This window comes from Synechococcus sp. PCC 6312 (genome assembly GCF_000316685.1).
Taxonomy (GTDB): Bacteria; Cyanobacteriota; Cyanobacteriia; order Thermosynechococcales; family Thermosynechococcaceae; genus Pseudocalidococcus.
This window is the reverse complement of the sequence record NC_019680.1, coordinates 2,487,059-2,513,637: the sequence shown is the minus strand read 5'-3', so window position 1 is coordinate 2,513,637 and position 26,579 is coordinate 2,487,059. Positions and strand designations below refer to the sequence as shown.

At 48.4% G+C, this 26,579-nt stretch carries 30 protein-coding genes and 1 pseudogene; 7 read left to right on the top strand and 24 right to left on the bottom strand.

The window, feature by feature from the left end; genetic code table 11:
- Positions 1-5: 5 nt before the first annotated feature.
- The 6 genes and pseudogenes from SYN6312_RS12260 to SYN6312_RS12240 form a co-directional block, all read right to left on the bottom strand.
- Positions 6-725, bottom strand: a complete 720-nt coding sequence (locus SYN6312_RS12260; protein ID WP_015125205.1) for an ABC transporter ATP-binding protein — start codon at positions 723-725, stop codon at positions 6-8.
- Complete coding sequence (locus SYN6312_RS12255) at positions 715-1,497, bottom strand: ABC transporter ATP-binding protein (protein WP_015125204.1); 783 nt, start codon at positions 1,495-1,497, stop codon at positions 715-717. The genes SYN6312_RS12260 and SYN6312_RS12255 overlap by 11 nt, the downstream gene beginning before the upstream one ends.
- A gap of 2 nt (positions 1,498-1,499) precedes the next feature.
- The gene (locus SYN6312_RS12250) at positions 1,500-2,252 is read right to left on the bottom strand and encodes a DNA adenine methylase (RefSeq protein WP_015125203.1); all 753 of its coding nucleotides are present in this window, start codon (positions 2,250-2,252) and stop codon (positions 1,500-1,502) included.
- Positions 2,253-2,294: 42 nt separating this feature from the next.
- The gene (locus SYN6312_RS12245) at positions 2,295-2,768 is read right to left on the bottom strand and encodes a DUF3122 domain-containing protein (protein ID WP_172636054.1); all 474 of its coding nucleotides are present in this window, start codon (positions 2,766-2,768) and stop codon (positions 2,295-2,297) included.
- Positions 2,769-2,868: 100 nt separating this feature from the next.
- The gene (locus SYN6312_RS20625) at positions 2,869-3,123 is read right to left on the bottom strand and encodes a transposase family protein (protein WP_256377503.1); all 255 of its coding nucleotides are present in this window, start codon (positions 3,121-3,123) and stop codon (positions 2,869-2,871) included.
- A 144-nt stretch (positions 3,124-3,267) separates the two neighbouring features.
- Positions 3,268-4,230: pseudogene (locus SYN6312_RS12240) on the bottom strand (ribonuclease Z); the annotation flags it as partial.
- A 133-nt stretch (positions 4,231-4,363) separates the two neighbouring features.
- On the opposite strand from SYN6312_RS12240, the gene SYN6312_RS12235 reads away from it, so the two are divergent.
- The 4 genes from SYN6312_RS12235 (at position 4,364) to SYN6312_RS12220 (ending at position 7,316) form a co-directional block, all read left to right on the top strand.
- Positions 4,364-5,080 carry a pyridoxine 5'-phosphate synthase gene (locus SYN6312_RS12235; protein WP_015125200.1) on the top strand — a complete coding sequence of 239 codons (717 nt, stop codon included), beginning with the start codon at positions 4,364-4,366 and terminating at the stop codon, positions 5,078-5,080.
- 351 nt (positions 5,081-5,431) lie between these two features.
- Positions 5,432-5,887, top strand: coding sequence for a diacylglycerol kinase family protein (locus tag SYN6312_RS12230; protein ID WP_015125199.1), 456 nt, complete (start codon positions 5,432-5,434; stop codon positions 5,885-5,887).
- Between the two features lie 111 nt (positions 5,888-5,998).
- Positions 5,999-6,589 (top strand): aminodeoxychorismate/anthranilate synthase component II, encoded by a 591-nt coding sequence (locus SYN6312_RS12225; protein ID WP_015125198.1) that lies wholly within the window; start codon positions 5,999-6,001, stop codon positions 6,587-6,589.
- Positions 6,590-6,596: 7 nt separating this feature from the next.
- Positions 6,597-7,316, top strand: coding sequence for a DUF1361 domain-containing protein (locus tag SYN6312_RS12220; protein WP_253276345.1), 720 nt, complete (start codon positions 6,597-6,599; stop codon positions 7,314-7,316).
- A 2-nt stretch (positions 7,317-7,318) separates the two neighbouring features.
- On the opposite strand, the gene SYN6312_RS12215 is transcribed toward SYN6312_RS12220, so the two are convergent.
- The 5 genes from SYN6312_RS12215 to SYN6312_RS12195 form a co-directional block, all read right to left on the bottom strand.
- Entirely contained in the window at positions 7,319-8,077 is a 759-nt protein-coding gene (locus tag SYN6312_RS12215) for a hypothetical protein (RefSeq protein WP_015125196.1), read from the bottom strand.
- Between the two features lie 68 nt (positions 8,078-8,145).
- The gene (locus SYN6312_RS12210; RefSeq protein WP_015125195.1) at positions 8,146-9,480 is read right to left on the bottom strand and encodes an ImmA/IrrE family metallo-endopeptidase; all 1,335 of its coding nucleotides are present in this window, start codon (positions 9,478-9,480) and stop codon (positions 8,146-8,148) included.
- On the bottom strand, positions 9,461-9,907 hold the full coding sequence (locus tag SYN6312_RS12205) for a hypothetical protein (RefSeq protein ID WP_041431512.1): 447 nt from the start codon (positions 9,905-9,907) through the stop codon (positions 9,461-9,463). The genes SYN6312_RS12210 and SYN6312_RS12205 overlap by 20 nt, the downstream gene beginning before the upstream one ends.
- A 115-nt stretch (positions 9,908-10,022) precedes the next feature.
- Positions 10,023-11,294 (bottom strand): N-acetylglucosamine-6-phosphate deacetylase, encoded by a 1,272-nt coding sequence (locus SYN6312_RS12200; RefSeq protein WP_015125193.1) that lies wholly within the window; start codon positions 11,292-11,294, stop codon positions 10,023-10,025.
- Between the two features lie 13 nt (positions 11,295-11,307).
- Positions 11,308-11,616: a hypothetical protein gene (locus SYN6312_RS12195; RefSeq protein ID WP_015125192.1), complete on the bottom strand. Its 309-nt coding sequence runs from the start codon at positions 11,614-11,616 to the stop codon at positions 11,308-11,310.
- Positions 11,617-11,918: 302 nt separating this feature from the next.
- On the opposite strand from SYN6312_RS12195, the gene purE reads away from it, so the two are divergent.
- Positions 11,919-12,458, top strand: coding sequence for a 5-(carboxyamino)imidazole ribonucleotide mutase (purE, locus tag SYN6312_RS12190; RefSeq protein ID WP_015125191.1), 540 nt, complete (start codon positions 11,919-11,921; stop codon positions 12,456-12,458).
- A 34-nt stretch (positions 12,459-12,492) separates the two neighbouring features.
- On the opposite strand, the gene SYN6312_RS12185 is transcribed toward purE, so the two are convergent.
- The 8 genes from SYN6312_RS12185 to SYN6312_RS12150 form a co-directional block, all read right to left on the bottom strand.
- Positions 12,493-13,371, bottom strand: a complete 879-nt coding sequence (locus tag SYN6312_RS12185; RefSeq protein WP_015125190.1) for a tetratricopeptide repeat protein — start codon at positions 13,369-13,371, stop codon at positions 12,493-12,495.
- A 74-nt stretch (positions 13,372-13,445) separates the two neighbouring features.
- The gene (locus SYN6312_RS12180) at positions 13,446-13,928 is read right to left on the bottom strand and encodes a 2Fe-2S iron-sulfur cluster-binding protein (RefSeq protein WP_015125189.1); all 483 of its coding nucleotides are present in this window, start codon (positions 13,926-13,928) and stop codon (positions 13,446-13,448) included.
- Between the two features lie 95 nt (positions 13,929-14,023).
- Positions 14,024-14,701, bottom strand: a complete 678-nt coding sequence (locus SYN6312_RS12175) for a V4R domain-containing protein (RefSeq protein WP_015125188.1) — start codon at positions 14,699-14,701, stop codon at positions 14,024-14,026.
- A gap of 51 nt (positions 14,702-14,752) precedes the next feature.
- Positions 14,753-15,235, bottom strand: a complete 483-nt coding sequence (locus tag SYN6312_RS12170; protein WP_015125187.1) for a hypothetical protein — start codon at positions 15,233-15,235, stop codon at positions 14,753-14,755.
- A gap of 69 nt (positions 15,236-15,304) precedes the next feature.
- The gene (locus tag SYN6312_RS19400; protein WP_015125186.1) at positions 15,305-15,889 is read right to left on the bottom strand and encodes a hypothetical protein; all 585 of its coding nucleotides are present in this window, start codon (positions 15,887-15,889) and stop codon (positions 15,305-15,307) included.
- A complete protein-coding gene (locus tag SYN6312_RS12160; protein WP_015125185.1) occupies positions 15,873-16,604 on the bottom strand; it encodes a V4R domain-containing protein in 732 nt (243 codons plus the stop codon). The genes SYN6312_RS19400 and SYN6312_RS12160 overlap by 17 nt, the downstream gene beginning before the upstream one ends.
- 585 nt (positions 16,605-17,189) lie before the next feature.
- Positions 17,190-18,362, bottom strand: a complete 1,173-nt coding sequence (gene bioF / locus SYN6312_RS12155; protein WP_015125184.1) for an 8-amino-7-oxononanoate synthase — start codon at positions 18,360-18,362, stop codon at positions 17,190-17,192.
- On the bottom strand, positions 18,359-18,724 hold the full coding sequence (locus SYN6312_RS12150) for a DUF1823 family protein (RefSeq protein WP_015125183.1): 366 nt from the start codon (positions 18,722-18,724) through the stop codon (positions 18,359-18,361). The genes bioF and SYN6312_RS12150 overlap by 4 nt, the downstream gene beginning before the upstream one ends.
- Positions 18,725-18,945: 221 nt before the next feature.
- Here SYN6312_RS12150 and SYN6312_RS12145 point away from each other — a divergent pair, with 221 nt between their 5' ends.
- Entirely contained in the window at positions 18,946-19,626 is a 681-nt protein-coding gene (locus SYN6312_RS12145; protein WP_015125182.1) for a calcium-binding protein, read from the top strand.
- Between the two features lie 86 nt (positions 19,627-19,712).
- Positions 19,713-22,649 carry a calcium-binding protein gene (locus SYN6312_RS20835; RefSeq protein ID WP_015125181.1) on the top strand — a complete coding sequence of 979 codons (2,937 nt, stop codon included), beginning with the start codon at positions 19,713-19,715 and terminating at the stop codon, positions 22,647-22,649.
- 165 nt (positions 22,650-22,814) lie between these two features.
- Here SYN6312_RS20835 and nuoK read toward each other — a convergent pair whose 3' ends face one another.
- The 5 genes from nuoK to SYN6312_RS12115 all read right to left on the bottom strand — a co-directional run bounded on the left by nuoK (position 22,815) and on the right by SYN6312_RS12115 (position 26,459).
- Positions 22,815-23,120 carry an NADH-quinone oxidoreductase subunit NuoK gene (gene nuoK / locus SYN6312_RS12135; RefSeq protein WP_015125180.1) on the bottom strand — a complete coding sequence of 102 codons (306 nt, stop codon included), beginning with the start codon at positions 23,118-23,120 and terminating at the stop codon, positions 22,815-22,817.
- Between the two features lie 33 nt (positions 23,121-23,153).
- The gene (locus SYN6312_RS12130) at positions 23,154-23,759 is read right to left on the bottom strand and encodes an NADH-quinone oxidoreductase subunit J (protein WP_015125179.1); all 606 of its coding nucleotides are present in this window, start codon (positions 23,757-23,759) and stop codon (positions 23,154-23,156) included.
- An 11-nt stretch (positions 23,760-23,770) separates the two neighbouring features.
- Entirely contained in the window at positions 23,771-24,370 is a 600-nt protein-coding gene (ndhI, locus tag SYN6312_RS12125; protein WP_015125178.1) for an NAD(P)H-quinone oxidoreductase subunit I, read from the bottom strand.
- A gap of 54 nt (positions 24,371-24,424) precedes the next feature.
- Positions 24,425-25,543 carry an NADH-quinone oxidoreductase subunit NuoH gene (gene nuoH, locus SYN6312_RS12120; RefSeq protein ID WP_015125177.1) on the bottom strand — a complete coding sequence of 373 codons (1,119 nt, stop codon included), beginning with the start codon at positions 25,541-25,543 and terminating at the stop codon, positions 24,425-24,427.
- Between the two features lie 214 nt (positions 25,544-25,757).
- Complete coding sequence (locus SYN6312_RS12115; protein WP_015125176.1) at positions 25,758-26,459, bottom strand: Uma2 family endonuclease; 702 nt, start codon at positions 26,457-26,459, stop codon at positions 25,758-25,760.
- Positions 26,460-26,579 lie beyond the last annotated feature (120 nt).

Sequence of the window (26,579 nt, the reverse complement as noted above, 5' to 3'; positions counted from 1 at the left end):
AATTTTCAACCTAAATAGGCTTGTTTCACCCGTTGATCTTGGGCTAAATCACTGGCATTTCCGGAGAGGATTAATTCCCCTGATTCAATCACATACCCCCGATCCGCAATTGCAAGAGCTAAATTGGCATTCTGTTCCACTAAAAGTAAAGAAATTCCCTCCTGTCGTAACTCCTTCAAAATACTGAAAATTTCTTGAACAATCACCGGGGCCAGGCCGAGGCTAGGTTCATCTAATAACAACAATTTTGGCCGACTCATGAGAGCACGGGCTAAGGCTAACATCTGCTGTTCTCCCCCACTCAACGTTCCCGCTAATTGATGTTGACGTTCAGCCAAGCGGGGAAAAAAACTAAATTGTTGGGCTAAATCCTGCTTAATTTCCCGGCGATCATGACGACAGTAGGCCCCCAGTTTCAAGTTATCTAAGACCGTTAAACGGGAGAGAATTCGCCGCCCCTCCGGCACATGGGCTAACCCCAAACTGACCAACTCCTCGGCCCGATAACGATGAATACTACGCCCCTGATAAAGAATCTGGCCGTGGCTGAGGGGGACTAAACGAGAAATAGCTTTCAGGGTGGTACTTTTGCCTGCTCCATTGGCCCCAATTAAGGTGATACATTCCCCGGCCTGGATGGTCAGGTTAAACTGTCGCAGGGCCTGGATTTGACCGTAATTAACCGCAACATTTTCTAAGACTAGGAGGTGGGCATCAAGGCTCATGTTGATCTCCCAAATAAGCCGCGATCACGGCCGCATCTTGACGCACTGCATCCGGTTTGCCCAGAGCAATTAACTGCCCAAAGTCTAAAACCGCAATCCGGTCAGATAGGCCCATTACCAAAGGAACATGATGCTCAATCAAAACAATCGTTAATTGAAATGTTTTCTGAATTTGGCGAATAAACTCACAGAGTTCCTGTTTTTCCGTCGGATTCATCCCCGCGGCCGGTTCATCTAAGAGTAAGATTTGCGGACGAACGGCCAAGGCTCGGGCAATTTCTAAACGGCGTTGTTCCCCATAGGCTAAATGACTCGCTTTTTCCGATTGTCGCCCTCCCAGGCCGAGGAGATTTAAGAGTTCTAAGGCTTCCTCTTTGGCAACCCGCTCCCAATTATTAACTTTTTTTAACGGCAAAATTCCAGGCCAGAGCTTAACGGGGGTATGAATATGACGACCAATCAAGACATTGTCTAAAACCGACAAATCCCGAAACAAGCGAATATTTTGAAAGGTACGGGCAATGCCTCGCTGGGTAATTTGATGGGGGTGATAGCCGACCAACGATTGATTACGAAGGAGGAACTGTCCCTGAGTGGGGGGAATTACGCCGGTTATGATGTTAAACAGAGTTGTTTTCCCCGCACCATTGGGGCCAATTAAGCCAAAAATCTCACCGGTTTCAATCGCAAAAGAGACATCATTAACCGCCACCAGGCCCCCAAAGGTACGACTGAGATGTTGAATGGATAGAAGGGGAGATAAATCATCCATATCTAGATATTCACCACCAAGATTTCTTTACTTGTCTTATTGCGACTCATGCCATATTTCCAGTCTGGAAAAATAATCTCATAATCCCGATAAAGCTCAAGAATTTCTGGACAATGATTGTAAGACAAAATCCACCGCTGACAGGTTTTTAGGTTTTCGGCCAAGGCCTGGTGATCAAATCCTTTATGGGTGCTGCCGCGATTGCCGTACAACGTGGATTTAATCAAATAGGGTGGGTCAAGATACATAAACTCATCGGCGTAGTTTTCCAGTACGGTCTGATAATCGGCCCAGGCCACGCTGAAATGATCCACTCGGAAATTTCGCAGCCGTTCAATGGAGGATTGGGTAAAACGTTGGGTTACGGATTGTTGCGAGCAGCCGCCGCTCAGGGTTGTGCCGGAAAAAGAGGCCCGATTCAAGACAAAAAATAAGACCGCCTGTTCTGGGGTGGCTACATCTTGATGTTGGGCTTGCAATTCATAAAATCGAGTTTTAGTCAGGGGATAGTGAGCTTGGACGGCGGCGGCTAATTGTTCGGGGTCTGTTAACAAATACTGCCAAAAGGCCACTAATGGTTGAAAGATATCAAACCCCTGAACCTTAATCCCCTTTTCGGCACAGGCCAGTTCAATGGAGCCTCCCCCCAAAAATGGCGAGACTAACCGACTCACATCTTTAGGAATTAAGCGAGTAATGGTGTCAACGGCTCTGGATTTACCACCGGGGTATCGCAGCGGGGACTTAATCGTCATTGGGGCCTGGATCAGACAACGGAATTAGCGCGTTCAACAGTCTCACTCTTGGGTTTTCCCTTGACTTGTTCTTGAGAGATTCTGCCATTCAAACAATGCCGATGGACTGATGTTGATGACGGCTTTTTCTGGGCTGGGGATTTCTAAACGTAAGGGCACAGCAATATTCAACCTAGGGATAACGTCCGCTAAATCATATTGAGCAATATGGGATTCTGGGTGGGTTGTATCCGTAAACAGATTATCAAAAGCGGGTGGGGCCGCAAATCGATCTCCGAGGGCATTGCTCATGATCAGCGGCAACTCGGCATCAATGCGGACAATTCCTGGAAAGCCGACGACTCGTAAATAAGGATCACTAATTTGGCCCGCCTTGACCCGCTGATAGGCAATAATCTGCCAGGTTTGATTTTGTTGATCTCGGACTGCTTGCCGCGATTGATAGACCATTTGCTCTGGAGCTTCTTCGATTTCTTGCAGACGGGCCTGGGCGGGGCAAGTGAACCCAAGCATCATTATTCCCAGACAAAAACTAACAACAAGGAATGGTTTTGTGAAGTTCCACAACCTTTGCCAAGAACTGCTCATTATTGGGACATCCTGCATTGAAAAGGGGTTATTCAGACTGAAGGGCCATGATGACCAGGCCTGGGTTTGCTTTCGTCTCGGCCTGGGTGATAACTCGGAACTGGTTGGAGTTAGTCATGTGCGTTTTCACCTCTCGGATCAATTTGGATACGGCTGACTCTCCCAAATCCCATGAACTAGCAACCTCTCGATAAGTTAAATGATTGCGCCAATAATGCAAGGCCATCAGGACTTGATTTTCCGGGGACAGTGTAGCTTTGGGTTGGGAAGACCGAGGGGCCATTTTCAGGGGAATCAGCTTTACCAATGCCCTAAAGGTTTCGAGGGTAACTCCAACTAAGTTCTTAAATTCGGTTGGCGAAAGATGTTTGAGAGACTCATACCGATGGGATTGGCGCGGGCTAACAGGGACGGGTTCTCCGACTGGCGCGGGGGTGGCTTCTGGAGATGGGGCAATAGTCCGGTGACGGGGCAATTCATAGGTGAGAAAATCGCGGGCCAGTTGGCTATTGGGAAAAATGGCCTGGGCTTCAGCTAAGAGATCTTCAACTCGGAGGGCATTCCCAGGGGCATAGCGGGGGCTAAAGTGGGTCAGAAACAAGAGCTTAACTTGGGCCGTGGCTGCAACTTGGGCCGCCATTGTCGAAGTGGAGTGGAGCCGTTGTTCAGCCATATCTATGTCTTGGTGGGCAAAGGTAGATTCATGGATTAAAACATCGGCCTGGTAGGCTAACTGAACCGCTGCATCACAATAGATTGTGTCGGTGCAATAGGCGAGGGAGCGGCCCAACTCTGGCGGATCACAAAAATCTCGACCGTCAAAGGTGCGGCCATCCCCAAGCTTGACCGTTTTTCCCTGTTTCAGTTGTCCATAGACCGGCCCAAAGGGAATCCCCAAAGCTTTTGCTTTTTCCACATCAAACCGCCCCGGCCGATCCGTTTCTTGAATTCGATAGCCATAGGCGGTGACGCGATGATGCAACGGCCCACAGGTGACAGAATAATCTGCGTCTTCATAGACCCGGCCTGGGGAAACCGTATGCACCCGTAAGGTATAGTGCAGATGCATTTGCGACCATTTTTGGCAATTTTCTATATAGCGATCCAACCCCGGCGGTCCATAGAGGTCAATTTCACTCACTGTCCCCGCCATCCCGCAACTGGCTAACAATCCCATCAGGCCAAAAATATGATCCCCGTGCATGTGGGTCACAAAAATACGGCGAATTTGGCTGCTGCGTAAATTGCTGCGAAGCAACTGGTGTTGAGTCCCTTCCCCACAGTCAAATAACCAAATTTCTCCCCGTTGGGTTAGTCGCAATGCCACACTCGAAACATTGCGCGAGCGCGTTGGAACTCCCGAACTGGTGCCTAAAAAGGTAATTTCCACAGATCAACCTATTAAATCACCCACTTCTTGATCATAGGGGTTACAGAACCAGGCCTGGAGCATCCTGCTGTTTGCCAAGAGAAGCACCAAATTGCCACAATTAAGACAGCTGTTAACCCAGGAGCTTAAGAAGTTGCCCACGCTCGGAGTCAATATTGACCATGTTGCCACCATTCGCCAGGCCAGGGCGACCATCGAACCGGATCCAGTTGCGGCGGCAGTGATCGCGGAACTGGCTGGGGCCGATGGGATTACGGTGCATTTACGGGAAGACCGGCGGCATATTCAAGAGCGAGATGTACGGATTCTCCGGCAAATTGTCCGTACCCATTTAAATCTGGAAATGGCGGCCACCCCGGAAATGGTTGCAATCGCCCTAGAGATTAAGCCGGATTATGTCACCCTTGTGCCTGAACGCCGTCAAGAAATTACGACTGAGGGGGGCCTGGATGTGGCCGGTCAGTTGGTCGGTCTGAAAGAGGTTGTCACGACCCTGCAAAATCATGGGATTCCGGTGAGTTTATTTATTGATGCCAACCCAGAGCAAATCCAGGCCAGTGCCGATACGGGAGCCTTATTGATTGAACTGCACACAGGTGCCTATGCCGAAGCCAAAGACGAACCCAGTCGCGACCAGGAACTCCAAAATTTAATCAAAGGCGTGGCCTGGGCCCAAGAACTGGGATTACGGGTTAACGCTGGCCATGGACTGACCTATGAAAATGTTGTCCCTGTGGCCAAAATTCCTGGAATGGAGGAACTCAACATTGGTCATAGCCTGATTAGCCGAGCCGTTTTGCTGGGGCTGGAGCGGGCAGTCCAGGATATGAAACGTTTAATCCAAGGTTAAAACCACTCGCAAGGATGATCACAACTGAGACTGGATGATTCCAATACAAAATCAATTCTGATTGAAAATACCATTGCATTAGATCTAAGGATCAATCTGTCCAGGCCGCTGTGAAGTATTTCCGCAAATCCTGAAGATATTTGACTATCCCCAATCTTCTTCCCCAAATTAGGACAAATCCATAGAGCTAAGTCGCGCCAAATCTGTTTTTTTGTGGTAATTCTTAACAGCTATCAGCCATTTAAGGTATGCTGCATAGCAGTTTCGCCACACAGCCATCTGCTAGAACAGATGTGTATTGTAGATGTGTTGGCACAGTAATCAAGTGCATGTGGTTGCGGGGAGTGTGAAATGTCACCCAAGGTTCTAGTTTCATTTCCGTCTAAGGTCATTCCACGGCCTGGGTCATCCAGACGGTCATCCTATCAGGTGGCAGCTAGTCTTTGGGCCAGTTTTCACTATGCCTGGGCAGGGGTGCAATATGCCTTCATCACCCAACGCAATTTCCGCATACACACCCTAGTGGGGACTTTAGCCGTCACGTTGGCAACTACACTGCACCTAACCTTGGCCGAATTGGCGATTATTGTCGTCACAACTGCCCTCGTTATGGCGATGGAACTCATGAATACGGCCTTAGAATCAGTGGTGGATTTAACGATTGATACCCACTACCACGAACTGGCCAAAGTGGCTAAAGATTGTGCCGCGGGTGCAGTCTTAATTAGCGCGATGGTTGCCTTAATCGTGGCTGCCCTGTTGCTTTTACCCCCAATTTTGAAGTTGTTTCTGGCGCTGATGTCTTAGCCCTCAAGGATATCTCCATTACCTTGTGGCTGCTGCCCGCTCATCTTGAGAGCGAACGGCCCTGATTCGCTAAAATACGATTGCTCTGTGTGGAAAAGGGGAGCGTAACCCTTGATTTTAGTCATTGATAATTACGACAGTTTTACCTACAACTTAGTCCAATATCTAGGTGAGCTAGGCCAAGAATTCCCAGTTGCAGCGGACATCCAAGTGTACCGGAATGACAAAATCACCCTGGCAGATATTCAGCAACTGGCTCCAGCAGGTATTCTGATCTCCCCAGGCCCCGGTCGTCCCGAAGATGCGGGTATTTCCCAGGCCTTGATTCAGGAATTTGCCCCAGAGATGCCAATTTTGGGAGTGTGTTTAGGCCATCAAGCCATTGGGCAAGTGTATGGTGGCTCTGTTGTGGCAGCCCCTAGCCTCATGCATGGCAAAGTCTCGGACATTTTCCATCAAAACCAGGGAGTGTTTGCGGGCCTGGAGTTACCCTTTACTGCCACCCGTTACCATAGCCTCGTGATTGACCCAGCCGATTGCCCTGAAGTATTAGAGGTCACGGCCTGGACAGAGGATGGGATCATTATGGGAGTACGACACCGCGACTATCCCCATTTACAAGGAGTCCAATTTCACCCCGAAAGCATCTTAACCATGGCTGGTAAAGACCTGCTGCGAAACTTTCTCAGGGGTTTGCCCTAGGGCGGAGTTGTCGCGCCCGCTTAAAGGTTTCTTTTTCTCTTTTATCCTTTGTATTGATCCGGATAGTCCCACCGTGTCCCAGGCCCTGACGCAAATTCTTGATTATCTTGCCGCTGCTGATTGGGGGAGTTTTCATCGCTATACCCAATGGATTGGCTGGAATTTATTTTTAGCCTATATTCCTCTCGTCCTGAGTGTGGGCTTATTTCGTTGGCACAGTCCGCCTAAAATAAATCTGCTCTGGGGCCTGGGTTGCCTTGTTTTTCTAGCTTTCTTGCCCAATGCGCCCTATGTTTTAACGGATATTATTCACCTGCTCGCGGGGATTCGGGAGGGGATTTCTGGCTGGTTTTTAGTCCTAATCTTTCTGCCGGTTAATATCCTGGCGATTTTGATTGGTTTCCAGGCCTATGTGATTTCCTTGATCAATTTGGGGTATTGCTTAGGGAAATTGGGGTATCGGCGTTGGCTCCCCTATGTTGAGTTAGGACTCCATGGCCTGGCCGCAATTGGGGTTTATTTGGGACGGTTTATCCGCTTTAACAGTTGGGATTTAATCACCAGCCCAAGAAATATTTTTGCCACCACCCTCAACCTCCTGACCCGCCGCGAACCCTTAGTCGTGATCCTCTTTGGTTTCTTTATTTTGACGATTCTCTATTGGGTGATGAAGCAAGTCACCTTAGGATTAATTCTCCGCTGGCACTATCGCAAAACAGTGGACTAATCTTACAGCTTGAGAAAATTCTGAATTTGGGCAATCGTTTCCTCCTTATCTTTCCGCCCTACTCCATAAAAGCTGCGTAAGGGAATCTTATCCCCGGAGTACAGGCCCAAAGAAACCCGATATGTGACTTGTCCCTTGGAATTACGATGGGTCTCAAGATCAACGGTATTGATCTGACGTAAAGAATTTTCCTTGGTTTGCTGGCCCAAGAGTCCCCAATAGCTAATTCTTAATTGGCCAGTTTGTTTATTGAGGTCGAGAATGAGAATCTTCCCCCGCCAAATTAGCAGGCCGATACCCAGGCCCAAAAGTCCAAAAAAGAAGAGTATTCCCACCACCTGATGATCTTGAATTTCCTCAAACTTGTTTTGGGTCGGGGTTTGCAGGAAGTAATTCAACCGTTGAACAAGGTATTGGCTGTCGGCTGGGTTAACAATATCAGTGCCAAAATCAATCGAGCCAGTGGTGGTTTGGATCACGACCTGATAACGAATTCTGCCCCGCGACCCGCGGCGAGTCCTGACCAAGGCCTGCTGGATCTGATCTAAGGAGATTCGCTGACTCGTGCGCCTGAGGAGGGTTTGACTGGTAATTCGGCAATAACCATCCTGGCCTGTAAACCGCTGACACTTTAATTTATGTTCGGCAAACATAAAAATCGGAATCACACTGCCGAGAATCAAGACCGTCCCAGCAATCCAAGACCACCAGGGGATCTTCCGCAAAATCAGGCGATTGGGGGTGCGGCTCAGTTGCTCCATTTCACCCTCAGTAACCCAGCATTAGAGTAATTTCCTAGTAAATGCAATACTCCACTGTACCAACTCAACTAATAAGGCAGACTTGCTTCTAGATAACTATCTGATTGAGGAGAGGAAATGAGTCCATTATTTGTCAGTATTGATTCGACCGTCTGTGAACTTACCTGAAAATATTCAGCCGCGTCTTCTATCGCTGACTCTGAATAATCATTGTCTAAATAGGCCTGCAAACTACTGAGGGGGCAAAGGAATTCTGCGGCAAAAGCACGTTGATACTTCTGTCTTGATGTTCTCAAATCTGTGTTCACTAGCCATGGTTCTCCACAATTTCCATAGAGCAAGTAGTCACCAATGAACCTGGCTAGCTCAAATCTTTTAGCAATGGGATGTCTTTTTCTAGTGTGGAACCTAAATCCAGTTTGTTCTAAGGGAACTGCAATCGAAATGCGTTGTTGTCGTGGAGGATCAAAAGTTTCATATTCCGCTTTTTGTAGGCCGAGTAAGTCATAAATTTGATCATCAGTTACTGGATCTTCTGCAATATCGATTGCATCACGCAGGTGAGAAGCTACTTCCTTTGCCTTTCGCCAAGGTGCTTTTGAAAATTTTTGGGAAGTAGAGTGATTAATAGAAATTTCAGGTTTTCCATCAAATCCTGATTCTTGAATTAACTCGGTAATTGTTGCACTCAGTGGTTTTTCTTCTACTATCTCTTCGCTGTAAACAGGAGCTACCTCTGAAAATGTTTTATCCCCCATCTGCTCAGCAAGGTTTAGGGCATCTCTCACAAGGGCTTCAGGGCATTCATCCGGATCAAAGCCTAATTCAGCCTCACGACGACGATACTGCCTTGCCTCCGGGTCTGCCCGTTCTGCTTGAACTTCTTCCCAAAGGCCAGCTAGGGGAGTATTGGTCATCCAGGTTGCCTCAAGACGAGATAGGACAGATTCAATAAAGTCCTGGGCCGTTTGCTCAAATTCGCTTAAATTTACCGGAAATGGCCGCTCTAGACTATTAATGTATCTAATCGACTGTTGTTCAGCATTCGATGCTTTCGACCAAATCTGGATGAACTCCGTATCGGAAGCAAGTATTACTTTTGGCCAAATAAATCCTTGATTTGCTGCTGTCAACTCGTGCGCCATCTTCCAACTGACTGAAGGTTTAGTTCCTACTGGGGGAAGAGGCTCATAAAGTAATCTCCACCAAGAAGATAGTATCCAGGCAGCAAGAGGATAAGCAGAAACCAAAACACGGTCACGAATCGTTTGAGACCAGATATCCTCATTTCTTGTCAGACTAATATCTCCCACCTTCAGCCCCAGCAGTCCCATCGTCTGTCGGATTTCATGCGAATCATTGCCGCTAGTCAGCCATTCAAAATTAAAGCTTAGGGAGTTCACGCCGAATCCTCCATTGCTTGATCACTTCTTCACAGAATGGATCTTCAGTTTGCATGGGATAACCGTGATAAGTGCCTTCCTCTGCTGACTCAAGCTGTGCTTCTAGGGGAATTTTATCCTCCATGACCGACCATACATTCTTTGGCCACTGTCCTTCAACGCGATCGCTTATTAGTCCGGTTTTCATGCCTTGCTTGAGCAACTCTAACGCTTCCTGCTTGGTAAAAACCTTAACAGAGTCACAAAGAGATTTGCCTGGCCTGGGGCCACTGGGCGGGGTCAGTCCGAAATCGCCTGGATTTTTCTTATGCTCAGGGTTGCCACCATACCTGGCCTGAGATGCGAGTTCAGCAAGACTCTTGAAATCACACGCTTCAATCTTCTGGATTCTGCGTTTAGGGTTAAATTGGCCATTGCGCTTTTTCATAGCGTTAAGAGTATAAATCAGCCGTAGCATACTGTGGGAATGTCATTGTACGTCTGCATCCGGTAAGTTGAATCTCTGTAAACTTTGTAGTGTGTCTGCTAGGCTTGTTTTAACATTACATTCTTAAGTCTAGTAAACCCAAAGATTCCCAACTTAGTTGTCGAGATTCCGGTTCATACTCCCAGGCCAAGAGGCGATCAAGGGGATAACCAACCTCCAGGCCAGGTAAACCCATTGCTTGCCGGGGAGCATTAGTGGCCAAGTGAATCGCCTGATCTGGTGAGCAAATACCCCATTTGACTAAATTCTGTACTCCTTTGAATAAGGGCAAGGTAGTTCCGGCTAAGGTTCCGTCTCCCAGGCGGGCTGTTCCGTTAGTAACGGTTATTTCTCGCTGATCCCAAGGGTAAACCCCATCTCCTAATCCCAGAGGGGCTAAGGCATCGCTGACTAAAAATGTGCCCCTTTCCCCAGGCCGGTCGGAACGAATCAACACATCCAACATGAGGGGATCAACGTGCTGACCATCGGCAATTAACCCGTAACTAACTCTCGGATCTACAATCGCTGCACCCAGGGGGCCAGGTTGACGATGATGCAGGCCGGGCATGGCATTAAAGGCATGGGTGAGCATCGTTACGCCCTGATCAAAGGCGGTTTGGGCTTGACTGGCGGTGGCCTGGGAATGTCCTAAGCTGACCGTAATTCCTAAGTCCCGCAAATAGGGGATCACCCGTCCCGTTTCATCTAGCTCGGGAGCCAACGTAATTAACTTAACCAAAGAGCTATAGTCCCCTAAAACCCGCTTAACATTTTCGATGGTTAAGGGTAACAAATGCTGTTGGGGGTGTGCGCCGCGCTTTTCTGGATTCAGGAACGGCCCCTCTAGGTGAATGCCAAGAATTTTTGCCCCACCATAGGGTGTATCCAGAAATTGAGCAAAAACTTTCAAAGTCGCCTGAATTTGCCGCAATGGGCAGGTCACGATAGTGGGCAGGAAACTATCAACTCCAGCTTCAGCTAAAAACTGACCGGCCTGCTCAAGCCGGAATCGCCCAAACTCATCTCCTCTTACCTCGGGAAATGGCAGCCCCAAACCCCCATTAATTTGTAAGTCCAGGCCAGGGAGGGAGAGGTAATCTCCTGGAAATCTAACCCGATAATCTGCTGTCCAATCCACCGCCTCGGCCTGGGGGGCAATGGCCGCCAGACAACCTTGAGGATCAGACAACATCTGTTGAGGCTCGGCAAACCCTAACAAATTGACCTGTTCAAGCCAAAAAGTCGGCCAAGACCTCTGAGCAGTGGCCGGAGTCGGTGGGGGGAGTTCCGGTATTGTTGTTGTCTGGGGAAGAGATTGCTTGAAACCTTTGCGCTTGGCAGCCATGCGTTTCTTAAACTTAATTAGCAGGGGCAACTTCCGATGTTACAGCCCGGGCCGGTGCCGATTTTGCTTTCTTGGCCTGGGCGGAAATCGGTCGCAATTCAATATGATTTAACAAGGTTGTCACAAAGGCAAACAGCAAAAAGGGCAGACTCAAAACCAAGATCAATCCACCCACCAAAAATGCTGTAACTGGATTATTGTAGAGAGCCACCGAAGCCGCCATACCCACAAAAATTACAATTAACCACACAATCACTTGACCGTAAATATCCCCAAAGGTGAGGGTGCAGGCGAAGCGGTATTTTTGTAAGTTCTCTAACATGGGTAGGCCTCAAGGGTTTGTCATTTTATCGTCAATAGAGTTGTCGTCAACAAAGGCAAACAATGGAGTAGATTTGTAACTATTGTCACTAAAGTCTAGATAAATTGATTTGGAGATGATCGCGATTGTAATAAAAATACAAAAATAAATGAATCCATCCACGATTAATCAAGCTTTTTGGGGTAGTAACATTACGAAATGTTTCGGGATTTTCAGGAATTTCGCTGAGCTTAGGCCAGTCCCTCAGAATTCTTGATGATAAAATTCATAAATTCCTAACTCTCGGCTTAATAATTCTTGCCATGAACCCTCTTAAAGACATTTCTGCTTCCCTGGCCATTGTGATGGGTAGTGACTCTGATTTACCGACAATGGCCAAGGCGGTTACAGTCTGTGAGGAGTTTGGGCTGGCCTATCACCTGGAAATTATCTCGGCCCATCGCACCCCCCAACGGATGGTCGAATTTGCTACCCAGGCCCATCAAAGCACCTTGAAAGTGATTATTGCCGGAGCTGGAGGGGCCGCCCATTTACCGGGGATGATTGCCGCCTTAACCCCCTTACCCGTCATTGGTGTCCCCGTCCCCAGTCGCCATCTTCAGGGCCTAGATTCTCTTTACTCTATTGTGCAAATGCCTGCCGGAATCCCGGTTGCCACCGTGGCCATCGGTAATGCCCAGAATGCCGCACTGCTAGCCATTCAAATCTTAGCCAGCCATAATCGGGAACTCTTAACCCAAGTCATTACCTATCGCCAATCTTTAGCCCAGCAAGTCCAGACCAAGCAGGCCCGTTTGGGTGAATTAGGGTACGAAGCCTATCTTGAGGAAATGTCCCAGTAAGCTGCGGGGATGCTGGGTTGGCCGGGGTAACGGACTAGGAAAACAACAATTCTAAGGGAACTTCCTTGCTGTCTTTAGCCGGATCACCCACTTCATGCACCCGCTTGGCTAGATCTCGGGCTCGTTGATAACTGGCAATGTCTCCCTGTTCAAAGAAATGTTTTGCGGCTGTCCGTAGGTCTGTCACTGCCCCTTTGCGATCGCCAATGGCCGCCCGCGCCACCCCCCGATTGTGATAGGCCTTAGCATAGGTATCATTGACCTGGATGGCTTCTGTATAGTCGAGAACCGCCGCTTCTGCATCCCCTAAGCGTTGATGGGTTAACCCGCGATTGTAGTAGGCCTTGGCGTGGGAGGGATCCGACTGAATCGCTTGGGTATAGTTTTCAATTTGCCGTAGACAGTCCACCACTTCCTCAATCTGCTTTTGCTCAGTGCCTAAAATCCGGGTGTAGTCATGAAGGTCTCGGGTTCCCCGTCCCAAATCACTGACTTGTCCTTGGACACCTTGGACTTGATCACTGACTTGAGCCAGGCCAGCAATTAAATTACCCAGTTGATTTGCATGGTTAGTTTGGGTTTGGATCAGGGTGGACTGGGTCATCTGGTGTTGGGCTATTTCCGCCTGGAGTTTTTGGGCTAGTTTTTTGCGCTCCGCCAAATTCATCACCAGGGAAGCCGAAAGGGGTAATGTCGCAATGGAGGTGAGCAAGAGGTTTTGGAAGGCCGCCCCAGCGATGGAGGTAGCAACAGCAATGAAGGCCGAACCAATTTCTAGATAATTGAAGCCACCATCAAGGGCTGCCGGGGCCTGGGTTAGGCAATCCATATCCTGAGCGGGGCTGGTTTCCGGCAAGGATAAGAGGGGGCTGTTGATGGTTTCTGGTGCTGTCCCCTGGGCTTGACTCTCCATAATTTTCCCCTTTGTAAAGTATTGGTAATTGGTTCAATGTGCATCATCTTAAAGGCACAGGTTCTAGGTTGAAATTAGGCATCGGTAGTTTTGGCGAGGTACGCCCCGGCCTGGACTTGGGCATCTTGGAGTTGGCTGATCATGGTACGGGTGATTAATTTCCCGGCTTCCACCAAGATTCGCCCGTCCAAGGGGTGCAAAATATCCTGCTCAGCCCGCCGGCCAATCAAGGCCTCAATATCAGCCACGGCATTGACATACATCCCAGAGGGTAACTCGACCACCACACCTGGGCCGACAACTCGGGCCTGGCAGGCCAAGCGAGAATTAGGCTTGCAGGTGGTAATGACCTCTAAGGTTCGCTGCTCTCGCCGAGTTAAAGGGGAAAGGCTATCCATCCCGTCTTTGATGAAAACGTGACAGGTTGCACACATCCCCCGCCCCCCACATTCCTTGAGAACATGCAACTCACTGTCTAAAAGAGCCGAGAGAATATTGTCATTGGTGTTAATGCTTGTTTCTCGGGCAATCGGTTCGAGTTTGACAACTTTGGCCACAGAAAGCATCCTCCAGAATAAATAGGTTAGGTGGGGTGTGCCAGCTTTATTAGTTTAGAAATAATCTGTCAACACTCTACCCAATGACATGATTCCTAGTTGCTGGTGGGTGGAGCAGAACAGAGCCGTTCCATAATCGTTTTGTGATCATGGCCTTCCTGTTGCCAGGCCTGGGCTGGATTAACCCGGTCCGCAATACCTAAGACAAAGTGATTACAGTCAGCCCCCATAGATTCACAGGTAGTTTGGACACAGTGGAGTTCCCGGCCAGTGAGTTGACTGAAAAACGCGGATAATATCCCGACTTCGGCAAAACATTGGGGCTGGCTGGTATTGACCGGAGCCGCCGCTGCAAAGGCAGACTGCCAGGTTTTAAGGATTAAGAAACCCTGTTGGTAGTAGCTAATATCCAAGTCAATGATGCCCCAACCGTGAGTTTTCCAACATTCCTTCAAGCATTGGAGAAATTCCACCATTTCCATTTCTGCTAAGGGACGGTTGTAGTATTCGCTCACTTCTTGCACAAAACGGGAATAAAAGTTTTTGCCCCACCAACGTCCGCAGTTTTCGAGGACAATCCCCGCCGCTTGCCCTGTTTCGTGATCCAGGCCAGTATAAATGGCTTGCAAGAGGGTGTCGGGTAGGGCTACCAGTCGCGCCCCCCGCCGGTTTTCGATTAGGCCGGTTTCAAAATCACCATGCACATAGGCATCAACGGCGTAGTAGTTTCCTGGGGAACGGTTGTCCTTCAGCAGTTCAGCAACGGAAATCATTTTAATATCTCCAATATCTCTAAGAGGTCTTCGGATTCGGCAGCAGGGGCATTATGCAACAGTGACAAGCGGCACAGTTCCCACGAGGGTGGCCTGGGCTTGATCTAAGAAGGGCAGAATCAAATCTACTTCTTTGTCTGTGAGCATCTCCCGTAGCCGGGCCTGGAGTAATTGGTGAAGTGTTGTCACCAGGCCTTGGGACTGCCGAGAAGCAACAATATCCGTTAACCATTCCAGGAGTCGCCGCTGTAAAAACTCAGGATTGTTAAGCAGCATCGCCATCGCCCCATAGCGAAACAGGGCAATCCCTTGGCGGAGAATTTGCTCGAGGGTCGCATCAACCTCCTGGGGAAAGGCCTGTTGGAGACGATCCGCGACGGGTTGCCAAATCTCGAGTTCTTTCTCCCGCAGTAACTCATACAATGTCAAGCGTTGTTTCAGGGAATCGGTATGGTGCTTAAAAACCTTCAAGTCCACATCGCTGAGGTAGTGATCTTCGGCTTTGTAGAACAGTAAGGCTAAGTCGGGTTGCATAGGGGTTTCGTCTCCTTAAATGTCGCAATATCTGGGCAAACGTAGATTTCAGACCGTGAATCTGAAGGGTTAGAACAAGCTGGACAGATCCGTGAGGGTCATGGTTGGCTCCGGTTCCGGTTCCGGAGGGAGTGTCAGCGGGGGGACAGCCCCAATCACGGGTTTTAAATCCCAGGCCACAGCTTGACAAAATTGGGCCACCGACAGTTGCAGGGGCGATTGCATTCCTGGTAAGAGTTGCGCTTGCTCCGGTTTACCCAGCCAGTTGACCCGCCCAAAAAAGTCCATCACGCTCAGTTGTAGCCAAGTGCTGGGGACGGGCTGCTGAACAGGGGGTGGAATAACCTCAGCCAGAGACTTTGAAATGCTGAGGGGTTGTCCTGTCCAATTGGCTGCTTGGATAAATTCCGTCACTGAACAGTTCAACCAGAGCCGCTCTCCCCTCCTTTCTGAAACAGCAGGGATACCCCAGGCTACTTGCCGAACTTGATGCTGGCCATCCCAGTTACACCCTTGCCAAAAGTCCCGTACCGAGAGGCCCAGCCAAGCCTGACTGTCCACCGGAGTCGGAATTGCCACGGATAACCCCAGCCAATTTACCTGCTCCAAGAACCGATCAACGGACTGCTGCTGCCAATTAACGACGTTGGCCATTGAACAAGTCCCCACTGCGTAAGCGTTTTTCAATGTCTTGGGCGGTGGCTCCCTCGTTTTGCCAGAAGGAGGCGGCATCAATCCGGTCTTTTTTCCCTAAAAGGAACTTACAGAAGGTTTCCCCCATGGCATAGCATTGAATCTCGATACAATCTAGGGGTTTCTGCACCAGGCCAGAAAAAAAGCCAGCAAACAAGCCAGCGTAGAGATGACAGACCGGCCGCCCCACATCCCCTAATGTCCGAGCCACGACTGAATCAAAAATATTGATAAACATGAAGCCATGCTTTTGCTCGCTCAGATCCACCTCCCAGTTTCCCCAGCCTTGGGCCGTACAAGGCCACCACCAAGCCTCGAGAACATAGGGGAGTTGCATTTGCTTGATGCTTTCATATTGATATTCTTTCACAAACCAATTTTGAAAAAACTCAGCATCTTTGCGGCCCCATTCTTCGCCGATTTTATACATCACCACGGAAGCTGCTGGCCCCACTTCATGCTCCAGGCCAGACATCAGCCCGATAATAAAATCTTCCGTGACTAGAATATTGCGGCTCTCGTTCCAATCGGCATAGACCCCATTGGCAGAATCAAAATTGAAGAATTCCCGGAGCGCAAAGTGATGATGCCGTTGAGGATACTTCTTGCGTAAAACATTCTCGGCCGCTTGCCAATGCTTGGTTTCAGAGTTGTTGTGAATCAGCGTGGCAGTCACAGGGCTTCCTCCTAAACAAATAAAAATTTACAATCATAAAAATTAAAAAAAGCAATCACTAGTCAGAGTGCTGAATTGAAGTCGAGTTACTGACTCATTCGGGGGGTTTTTAGGGTGGCAAAACGTTAAAGCTAGTGAAGGTAGAGCAATTAATTAATCCAATGCTAATGAACTTCTCCTCACTTCTAGCTAATTCTCCTCCCCTTAAACCCCTGGAAAACTAGTCAAGAACCTTATCTCAAGGATCCTAAAGCATCACTGAGTAATGACTGAAGACCGAGGCAAAATCAGCAAAGATCAACAGGGTTTATATCAAGTTCATGACACTTAGCCCTAGATTTCAGCAGAGAATCACCCATGAAAATTTGGTGATGCCCCGGTCTGGACGATGAGCTTTTGATTCCCAGTTCCTCAGCAATCTTAATTATTACTTAACTATTTTCTGGACTAACGCAATTGCACATTAAACTTTACTTAACCTCTGCTTAAGTGGATGTTCTTTAATCATAAAAAGCTGAATTGCCCCCCAGCGTCCGTAGTTGCACGGAAAAAGCATTTCATATGTTCAAAAATAATTAAGCTTTGTTACACAGTCCAGGCCTGGAGAGCCTCCACTAAACCGATAATCTGGGCGGGACGATGACTGGCCATGAGGCTGATGCGTAAGCGACTGCGGGGCACTGTCGGCGGACGAATTGCAGGCACCCAATACCCGGCCTGGTAAAGAGCTTGACTCATGGCCTGGACTTCGAGAATCGTCTCACCTTGTAGGCACAGAATGGCGGACTCTGAGGGCAGGAGTTTGAGGGGAAAGGAAGGGGGCAGTTTTGCAAGTGATTGGGCGAGTAAGTTTCGATTTTGCCAGAGTTTTTGGTGATGTTCCGGCTCGGCTTGGATCAGGTGGAGGGCGGCCAAGGCGGCAGCGGTATCGGCGGGGGATAGACCAGTGGTGTAAATCCAACTCCGGGCCCGATTGCGTAAATAATCAACCAATAGCTGAGACCCCACAACATAGCCCCCTAAGCTTCCCAAGGCTTTGCTAAGAGTTCCCACCTGAATTAATGACCGTCCTTGACAGGCAAAATGTTCAACTGAACCACGCCCCGTTGGCCCTAACACACCCGTGGCATGGGCCTCATCAATCAACACCATGGCCCCAAAGCCCTCCGCCAGGCCCAGTAATTTTGGTAGATCACACAGATCACCGTCCATACTGAAAACACTATCGGTCAGAATTAAGCAGCGGCGGTAATGGAGACGATGTTGGGATAATAATTCCTGGGCTTGTTCTAAGTTTCCGTGGGTAAATTCATAAACCTTAGCTCCACTGAGTTTGGCTCCACTTTTAAGGCTGGCATGGTTATAGGCATCAGCAATAATCAAATCCTTAGAATCAACTAAAGCCGTAATCACCCCGAGATTGGCCAAATACCCCGAACTAAACCCAAGGGCAGCTTCAGTTTGTTTGAACTGGGCCAGGGTGATTTCTAAATCCTCATGGAGTTGTTTATGGCCACTCAAGAGGCGCGACCCCGTACTCCCAACGCCCCAGGCCTGGCAGGCTTGAATCGCGGCCGCGATTACCCTGGGATCAGTAGCTAATCCTAAATAATCATTACTGCCGAAATTCACCAGTCGTTGGCCGTTGAATTCAATCACGGGGCCTGGCGGACTTTGAACAATCTTGGGTGTCCGATACCAGCCGACTCGTTCTAATCGGTTTAATTCCGGTTCAATCCAGTCATAGGCCGAGTTCATGATTGTTGTTGCAGATAGCTCAAGAGCCAATTAGCTGCCGTGGCCCGCCGGGTCAGCCTAGGTTTCAATTCACTCACCGAGTAGCCCGCAAAGCCCAATTGCTCTTTCAAGAGTTGTTTATTTTCCGGTGGAATCGAACGAGTCAGTTTAACCGTTGCTGGGCGGCTGGCAATAAAATCCGGGGGTTCAGGATAGCTTACTTGCCACTCGGGGGAGACCTGGCTTAAATCCCAGGCCTGGGTTGTTTCATCCCACGCATAACCCAAGGTTTGCCACACCAAATGATTCACCTGCTCATCGGTTACTTCATCCCGCAAAATCCCCCAAATTATTTCAAGTGTGATAGGTTGTAACTGTATCATTGCGCTTCAGATAAAGTCATTTACAGTTGAAAATAGATTTGTATATCTTCATTAAATGCACAAAATATAACTAATTATAAAATATAGCTAATTAGTGTTAGTGCTGTTGGTTGCATATCTAAAGTTAAGACTACTTTGAGAGAATCTTATCAAAATAAAACACTGTTCCCTACAATTTTTCGCTAATTTTATTGATTTCCCGAACTTTATTGGCACATTTTATGGCGATCATCTTCACCGACCCCACTTCCGCCCCTACCGCTGGCCCTGACACGATTATCGGCAACAATGCCAATGACACTATCAATGGCTTAGACGGCAACGACCAACTCTTCGGTGAATCCTTTACAGGCAGTATTAGTGGCATCGCAGGCAGTGATGTTTTGTATGGCGATTCCTTTGCCGGATCTGTCAGTGGTACAGCCTTTTCGGATACGTTATTTGGCGAACTTTACACCGGTAGCATTGCCGGGGGCATTGTGATTGGTGGTAATGACATCCTCTCCGGAGACTATTACGCCAGTACCATTCTTGGTGGGACGGTGACAGGCGACAGTGACAACTTATTTGGCGAATTTTATGGCAGTAGTATCACTGGTGGAACTGTAACCGGGGGTAATAATGTTCTCTATGGGGAATTCTATGCCAGCAGCATCACAGGTGGTCTTGTCACCGGGGGCAATGATTTACTCTATGGGGCTTTTTATAACAGTAATCTGATCGGCGGCATCGTTACAGGTGGCAACAATAAGCTCTACGGAGACTTTTACAATGGCAACATTATTGATGGTTCAGTAGTTGGCGGCCAGGATCAACTCTATGGCGATTATTATGCCTTTGGCACCAGCATTGCGGGCGGTACGGTGACGGGCGGTAAAGATATTCTCTACGGTGAATACTAAACACCCCGATCACGGGCGGCACTATCATCGGTCAGGAAGACGTTCTCACAGGAGACTACTATAACGGCACCATTGCCGGGGGGTTAGTGCAGGGCGGGAATGATTCGCTCTATGGGGAATTTTACAACGGGGAAATTAGTGGGGGCAGCATTGTTGGATTTACGGATCGTATGGTCGGTGAACGTTACGGCAGCATCACCGGTGGCCTGGTTAAGGGAGGGGCTGACAACCTTTATGGGGAGTACTACAACAGCAATATTAGCAACGGTACGGTGATTGCGGGAGATGATTACCTTTACGGAGAGCTTTACGGCAACATCATCGGCGGCACAGTGATTGGCGGCAATGACAATCTCTATGGAGAATATTACAAGGGGAATATAACTGGCGGCAGCATCCAAAGTGCCTTTAACGTCATCTACGGCGAAATCTACGGTGACATCAACTCAATTGGCAACGGCACGAGTGTCCTGGGTGGCAATGACAAGCTCTATGGAACGTACTACGGGGGTACGATTAACGGCGGGACAGTTAGCACCAAAGGCAGCCCAGTTTATGGAGAAGCTTATGGCGGCTCGATTACTGGCGGTGTCGTCACAGGGGGGAATGATGTCCTTTATGGGATGTATTACAACGTTATTGCTGCTGGCCTGGTTGCTTCCAGGGATGATGCCCTTTTCGGAGAATACTATGGCAATCAGAATCCTGGCCCAACCGTAATCATCGGTGGGACGGTTAAAGGGGGCAATGATACTCTCTACGGCAAATACTATGGCACGATCACCGGGGGGACAGTCACCACGAGTGGCAATAACCTTTATGGAGAATATTATGATAGCCTAAACGCTATTACGGGCGGCACGGTAATTGGGGGCAATGACACTATCTATGGCCAATATTACCAAGTCATAACTGAGGGTGTCGTCAGTGCGGGTAATGACAAGCTCTACGGTGAATTCTATGCCGGAACGATCACGGGTGGGGTTGTTACTGGGGGCAATGATAAACTCTACGGCGATTACTATGGCACGATTAGCGGTGGGACGATCACGGCGGGGAATGATTCTCTGTTTGGGGGCCTGGGGAACGATATTCTTGCTGGGGAATACTTTGGTGGCCCGATTAGTGCCAGTGCAAAAATAATTTTAGGCAATGATTTCTTGGATGGTGGTGACGGCATTGATACCGCTGACTACTCGACAGCCCCAGCCTTAGTAAAGGCCAATTTGGTTACAGGGATAGCCACAGGTGGATCGGGTAATGATCAATTAGTCAACATCGAAAATCTCTGGGGGTCACGCTTTGCCGATACGTTGACCGGAAATAGTGAGAATAATAGTTTGCTGGGCAATGACGGCAATGATGTTCTCAACGGTGGCCTAGGGTCTGACTACATGGCGGGTGGGAACGACAATGACACTTACTATGTGGACGATATTGGTGATGTGGTTGTTGAAGCAGCGAACCAAGGCATAGATTTGGTCTTTTCCTCCATTACCCATAGCCTGACCAGCAATGTTGAGAACCTGACCTTGACGGGAACTGATAACCTCAATGGCACAGGCAATGCCTTAGACAATACGATTACAGGAAATAGTGGCGCAAACTCTTTGAATGGTGGAGCAGGTGCTGACCGCTTAGTGGGTGGCCTAGGGAATGACACTTATGTTGTGGATAACGTGGGTGATGTAGTTGTCGAAGCGGCCAACCAAGGGATTGATGCTGTGTTCTCGTCTATTACCTATAGTCTGATGGCTAATGTTGAAAACTTGACCTTAACCGGGACAGCGGCAATTAATGGAACGGGGAATGCTCTCGCCAATACGATTACGGGGAATTCTGGTAGCAATACCCTGAGTGGTCTGGATGGTAACGATTACCTCGATGGGGGAAAAGGGGCTGATCTCTTAGTCGGTGGCCTGGGAAATGACACTTACGTTGTCGATAATGTAGGCGATGTGGTTGTCGAAGCGGCGGGTGAAGGCATAGACAAAGTCTTCTCGTCTATTACCTATAGTCTGACGGCTAATGTTGAAAACTTGACCTTAACTGGGACGGGCAACATTAATGGGACGGGCAATGATCTCGCTAATACGATTACGGGAAATAGCGGGAATAACTCCCTCAGTGGTGGAACGGGTGCAGACCGATTGGTGGGTGGCCTGGGAAATGACATCTATGTGGTTGATAATGTCGGGGATGTGATTGTCGAAGCGGTGGGTGAAGGGATAGACAAAGTCTTCTCCTCCATTACCTATAGCCTGACTAGCAATGTTGAAAACTTGACCTTAATCGGGTCAGACAACATTAACGGCAATGGAAATGTTCTGGAAAATACAATTACGGGGAATTCTGGCGCAAACTCTTTGAATGGTAGAGCGGGTGCTGACCGATTGGTTGGTGGCCTGGGAGATGACATCTATGTTGTGGATAACGTGGGTGATGTGGTTGTTGAGGCAGCGAATCAAGGGATAGATGCGGTCTTCTCCTCGATTAACTACAGCCTGACTGCGAATGTGGAGAACTTAACCTTGATAGGTGGGAGTGCAATCGCTGGAACTGGAAATACTTTTCCTAATACGATTAGTGGCAATACTGGTAACAATAGCCTCAGTGGGTTAGCGGGCAATGATTCTCTCACGGGTGGAGGTGGGAATGATACGCTGGTAGGGGGCCAGGGCCTGGATGTCTTAACGGGAGGAGCAGGGAATGACTTTTTCCGGTTTAATGCACCTAATGAGGGCCTGGATACAATTACAGATTTTAGTAAGGTGGCTGGGAATATTGATAAGATTCAAGTCTTGGCTAGTGGGTTTGGCGGTGAATTAACGGTGGGAACATTAGCAGCATCTCAGTTTGTCTTAGGGGCGGCGGCAACTAATTCTAGTCAACGTTTTGTCTATGACCAAGCCAATGGTTCATTATTCTTTGATCCGGATGGTTTAGGTGGAGCCTCTCAAGTACAAATTGCGAAATTAACTAACCTAGCTAGCTTATCTAATACAGATATAAGAGTTATCTAAGAAAAAGCCCAAGATTTACTTTTTTAACGAATACCTAGCAGGAATAAGTCAAGCCTTGTCCGACATTCTCCTATCCAGTCTTAAGGGGTTAGCTGTAATAAACTGGAAAACCTTATAGAAAAAGACTTAGGGTTTTGTACTCTTAAACTTTACGGGCTGACTTAACTACCACTTCAGTAAATTAAACCGTTCCATATCCACCGTGTCTTTGTTTCGGTAAATTGCCAGGATAATCGCCAGGCCAACAGCAGCTTCGGCCGCCGCAATCGCAATCACAAATACGGCAAAGACTTGGCCTTTTATTTCCAGGCCATCTAGGTAATTGGAAAACCCAATTAAATTGAGATTAACCGCGTTCAAAAGTAACTCAATGGACATGAGAACCCGCACTGCATTGCGACTGGTTACCAGGCCATAAATCCCAATACAAAATAGGGCAGCAGCAAGCAATAAGATTAGATCTAAATTCATGATTTTCTCCTCAAGCGGTCAGGGGAATTAGGATTATTTGCCAGATAAAACAGCCGACTCGCGGGGGCGTTCTGGTAATTCCAAGGGGGGTTGGGGAACTTCACCAATGGAGGGTTCTTCGTCAATCAAATAGTCTCGCCGTGCCAATACCACTGCCCCAACTAGAGCCATTAATAACAAGACCGAAGCCAATTCAAAAGGCAAGAGAAAATCCGTAAAAAAGTGCTTGCCAATGGTCACAATCGTCTCTGGAGTGGGCATCGTGTTGGCTGGAACCTTCCATGAGGTTTGCAAGACCATCACACTTAAAAGGCAAAACAACCCTGAAGCCACCAGTCCAGCCGCCCCTTTGCGAATCCACCGCCGCGGTATCGGCGCAAAATCTTCTCGCTTATTGACCAACATGATGGCAAACAAAATCAGGACATTAACGGCCCCAACATAGATCAAAATTTGGGCGGCCGAGACAAAATCAGCATTAAGGAGAATATAAATTCCAGAAATACTAATGAAAACTCCCCCCAACAAAAAAGCTGAGTAAACAATGCTATCGAGAAGTACAACCCCCAAGGCTGCTCCAATCACCAAGACCGCCAAGAGAAAGTAGGCGATGGTTTGTACGCCAGTTGCTAAATCCACAAGTTAACTCCTTATTCTGGTTTGCTGGCTGTTGTGTGCAGTTGGGCCGCAATCTCCTCTGGCCGAGACCCTGCCCGCTGATCTGTTAGTTTTGCCTCATGGCCATCGGTAACACCTGCCGGTAAATAGGCAAATTCCCGAATCGGAGTCACCATTGGATCCTCAGTCACCTTATAGGGAAGCCGGCCCATCGCCACATTATCAAAATTCAATTCATGGCGGTCGTAAGTGGCCAGTTCATATTCCTCTGTGACGGAAAGGCAGTTTGTGGGGCAATATTCCACGCAGTTGGCGCAAAAGATGCAGACTCCAAAATCAATACTGTAGTGCTTGAGTTCCTTCTTCTTTATTTCCTTGTTGAATTCCCAGTCCACCACAGGCAGATTAATGGGGCAGACCCGGACACAGACTTCACAGGAAATACATTTATCAAATTCAAAGTGAATCCGACCCCGAAACCGCTCCGAGGGAATCAGTTTTTCGTAAGGATACTGCACCGTAATCGGTCGTCGCTGCATGTGGTCAAAGGTGACAGCCAGACCTTGCCCAATATACTTGGCAGATTGCAAGGTTTCTTTGGCATAAGAGCCAATTTTATTGAGAAACTTCATGATCTAAACTCACTCCGAGGAATATCAAATTAGACTCTAAGGAACAGAGAGCAACTAACCCCCAAAGGCAAAGGGAAAGGTGAGTTTTAACCCCGCTGTCAGCAATAAATTGACCAGGCCCACAGGCAATAAAAACTTCCAACCTAAATCAAGTAACTGGTCAATCCGTACCCGAGGAACTGTCCAACGCAGGAGAATAGCCAAGAAGATAAAGAAATAGGCTTTTAAGAGGGTCATCGTAATCCCCAGCACCGCCATGCCAATTTGGAAAAAGGGATTGGTTTCACTAATACCCAACCAGCTTGCCAGTTGATCCAGCGGAATTGGGAAATCCCAGCCCCCAAAATAGAGGACGGCAACCAGGAGGGCTGAGAGGACAAGGTTAACGTAAGACCCCAAATAAAACAAGGCAAATTTCATCCCCGAATATTCGGTTTGATAGCCTGCCACCAGCTCTTCTTCCGCTTCCGGCAAGTCAAAGGGGAGACGCTCACATTCAGCGAGGGCCGCAATCCAAAAAATCAAAAAGCCAATCGGTTGCCGCCAAACATTCCAACCGAGAATGCCATAGCCGGACTGCTGCTCAACAATATCCACCGTCCCTAGGCCATTGGACATCATCGCCACCGCCAAGACCGCCAAGGCTAGGGGAATTTCATAACTAATGGATTGGGCTGCGGCTCGTAACCCTCCTAGTAAGGAATATTTATTATTGGAGGCATACCCAGACATCAACAACCCAATCGGGGCAATGCTGGAGAGGGCAATCCATAAAAATACCCCCATCCCAATATTAGACAGCAGCAAGTTTTGCCCAAAGGGCACAATGACATAGGACAAGAAGACGGGAACGACTACCAAGATTGGCCCCAAGGTAAAAAGCAATCCATCGGTTTGGGTCGGAATCACATCTTCTTTGAAGACCAGTTTCAAGCCATCGGCTAGGGGGGCCAAGATGCCCAAGGGGCCAATGTATTCTGGGCCAATCCGTTGTTGGACGGCGGCTGAGATTTTTCGCTCTAACCAAACCGAAATCAACACCCCCACGGTGGCCACGACTAACATTAACAACATGGGTAAAGGTAGCCAGATTAACTTGGCCAGGCCTGGGGTTAGCCCTAATGCCTCTAAGGCCGCTCGTAACTGCCCCTGGAGATCAATGCCATTTTCCATAAGAACACTTGCCGGACACGACAGCCCTGTGGATGAACGCCTCTCAGTATATAGTGTTTTCCCACCAGGCCTAGAACAGGGAGCTATTGAAACTTCTTAACTCCTGATATAGTTTCCACTAATACTTCTGCTTTTAGAAATTGAAGTGAATCTATGGCAAATGAGTCAAGACCTTGACCCGGCCTGGCAGCTTGAGACCTTGACTTGACCAGATTTAAATGTCACTGGGATCAACACCCAATTCTCGCAATTTAGCTGCCAGCCGCTCTCCCCGTTGATATTCTTGGTCAGCCCGTTGGCGTTCAATCTGCTCTGCTTCGGTGGCCGTGGGGATTAACTCGCCTTCTGGAGTCAAAAATCGCAGTCGGCCATGGGCAATCCCTAAGTACAGTTGCAATTCCTCACTCCACAGCCACCCCTGCTCATTGGGGACAAGTGGTTGATACATCCCATTGCCAAAGCGAAACCCCGTCAACTCCAGGCCATTGGGATCTAACCAGAAATACTCAGGCGTCCGAAACGTATTCTGATACAGGTCTTTTTTTGTGGTTTTATCTACCGTGACCGTACTCTTGGAGAGAATTTCAATGATTAAGTTTGGATATTTGCCCCCTTCCCCCCAGACAACCCAACTGCGCCGCTCCTTTAGCTCAGTATCCAGTACCGCAAAGAAGTCAGGGCCTCGGAACTCTCGCTTCCTTAGTTGTTCTTCGTTGTAGTAAATCGTCAGGTTGCCTGTAACATAAAAATCCGTTCGGTCGTGCCAATAGCGTTTGAGCAGGTGAATGAGAATTTCAATTTGGTCACGGTGAAAGTCAGATTCCAAGGGTGGCTCATCACTCCATAAATCAATTGGGGGAAAGGTGATGTCTGGTTCAAGCTCAAAATTGGTTAGGGTTTCAGGGCTAGCAACCATAGCATCTGACTCTGGGGGATTGGCTCTTCCTAACTTCACTATATTTCAGAGAGTTGCCAGGTGGTTGGGGCAGGCCTGGGAGAGTGGGCTAAAATAGCTACCGAATCCAGATTTTATTTT

Coding starts and splice junctions, on each gene's coding strand:
- SYN6312_RS12260 (WP_015125205.1), bottom strand. CDS start 725: ATGAGCCTTGATGCCCACCTCCTAGTCTTAGAAAATGTTGCGGTTAAT.
- SYN6312_RS12255 (WP_015125204.1), bottom strand. CDS start 1,497: ATGGATGATTTATCTCCCCTTCTATCCATTCAACATCTCAGTCGTACC.
- SYN6312_RS12250 (WP_015125203.1), bottom strand. CDS start 2,252: ATGACGATTAAGTCCCCGCTGCGATACCCCGGTGGTAAATCCAGAGCC.
- SYN6312_RS12245 (WP_172636054.1), bottom strand. CDS start 2,768: ATGATGCTTGGGTTCACTTGCCCCGCCCAGGCCCGTCTGCAAGAAATC.
- SYN6312_RS20625 (WP_256377503.1), bottom strand. CDS start 3,123: ATGGCCCCTCGGTCTTCCCAACCCAAAGCTACACTGTCCCCGGAAAAT.
- SYN6312_RS12230 (WP_015125199.1), top strand. CDS start 5,432: ATGTCACCCAAGGTTCTAGTTTCATTTCCGTCTAAGGTCATTCCACGG.
- SYN6312_RS12215 (WP_015125196.1), bottom strand. CDS start 8,077: ATGGAGCAACTGAGCCGCACCCCCAATCGCCTGATTTTGCGGAAGATC.
- SYN6312_RS12205 (WP_041431512.1), bottom strand. CDS start 9,907: ATGAAAAAGCGCAATGGCCAATTTAACCCTAAACGCAGAATCCAGAAG.
- SYN6312_RS12200 (WP_015125193.1), bottom strand. CDS start 11,294: ATGGCTGCCAAGCGCAAAGGTTTCAAGCAATCTCTTCCCCAGACAACA.
- SYN6312_RS12195 (WP_015125192.1), bottom strand. CDS start 11,616: ATGTTAGAGAACTTACAAAAATACCGCTTCGCCTGCACCCTCACCTTT.
- purE (WP_015125191.1), top strand. CDS start 11,919: ATGAACCCTCTTAAAGACATTTCTGCTTCCCTGGCCATTGTGATGGGT.
- SYN6312_RS12185 (WP_015125190.1), bottom strand. CDS start 13,371: ATGGAGAGTCAAGCCCAGGGGACAGCACCAGAAACCATCAACAGCCCC.
- SYN6312_RS12175 (WP_015125188.1), bottom strand. CDS start 14,701: ATGATTTCCGTTGCTGAACTGCTGAAGGACAACCGTTCCCCAGGAAAC.
- SYN6312_RS12170 (WP_015125187.1), bottom strand. CDS start 15,235: ATGCAACCCGACTTAGCCTTACTGTTCTACAAAGCCGAAGATCACTAC.
- SYN6312_RS19400 (WP_015125186.1), bottom strand. CDS start 15,889: ATGGCCAACGTCGTTAATTGGCAGCAGCAGTCCGTTGATCGGTTCTTG.
- bioF (WP_015125184.1), bottom strand. CDS start 18,362: ATGAACTCGGCCTATGACTGGATTGAACCGGAATTAAACCGATTAGAA.
- SYN6312_RS12150 (WP_015125183.1), bottom strand. CDS start 18,724: ATGATACAGTTACAACCTATCACACTTGAAATAATTTGGGGGATTTTG.
- SYN6312_RS12145 (WP_015125182.1), top strand. CDS start 18,946: ATGGCGATCATCTTCACCGACCCCACTTCCGCCCCTACCGCTGGCCCT.
- nuoK (WP_015125180.1), bottom strand. CDS start 23,120: ATGAATTTAGATCTAATCTTATTGCTTGCTGCTGCCCTATTTTGTATT.
- ndhI (WP_015125178.1), bottom strand. CDS start 24,370: ATGAAGTTTCTCAATAAAATTGGCTCTTATGCCAAAGAAACCTTGCAA.
- nuoH (WP_015125177.1), bottom strand. CDS start 25,543: ATGGAAAATGGCATTGATCTCCAGGGGCAGTTACGAGCGGCCTTAGAG.
- SYN6312_RS12115 (WP_015125176.1), bottom strand. CDS start 26,459: ATGGTTGCTAGCCCTGAAACCCTAACCAATTTTGAGCTTGAACCAGAC.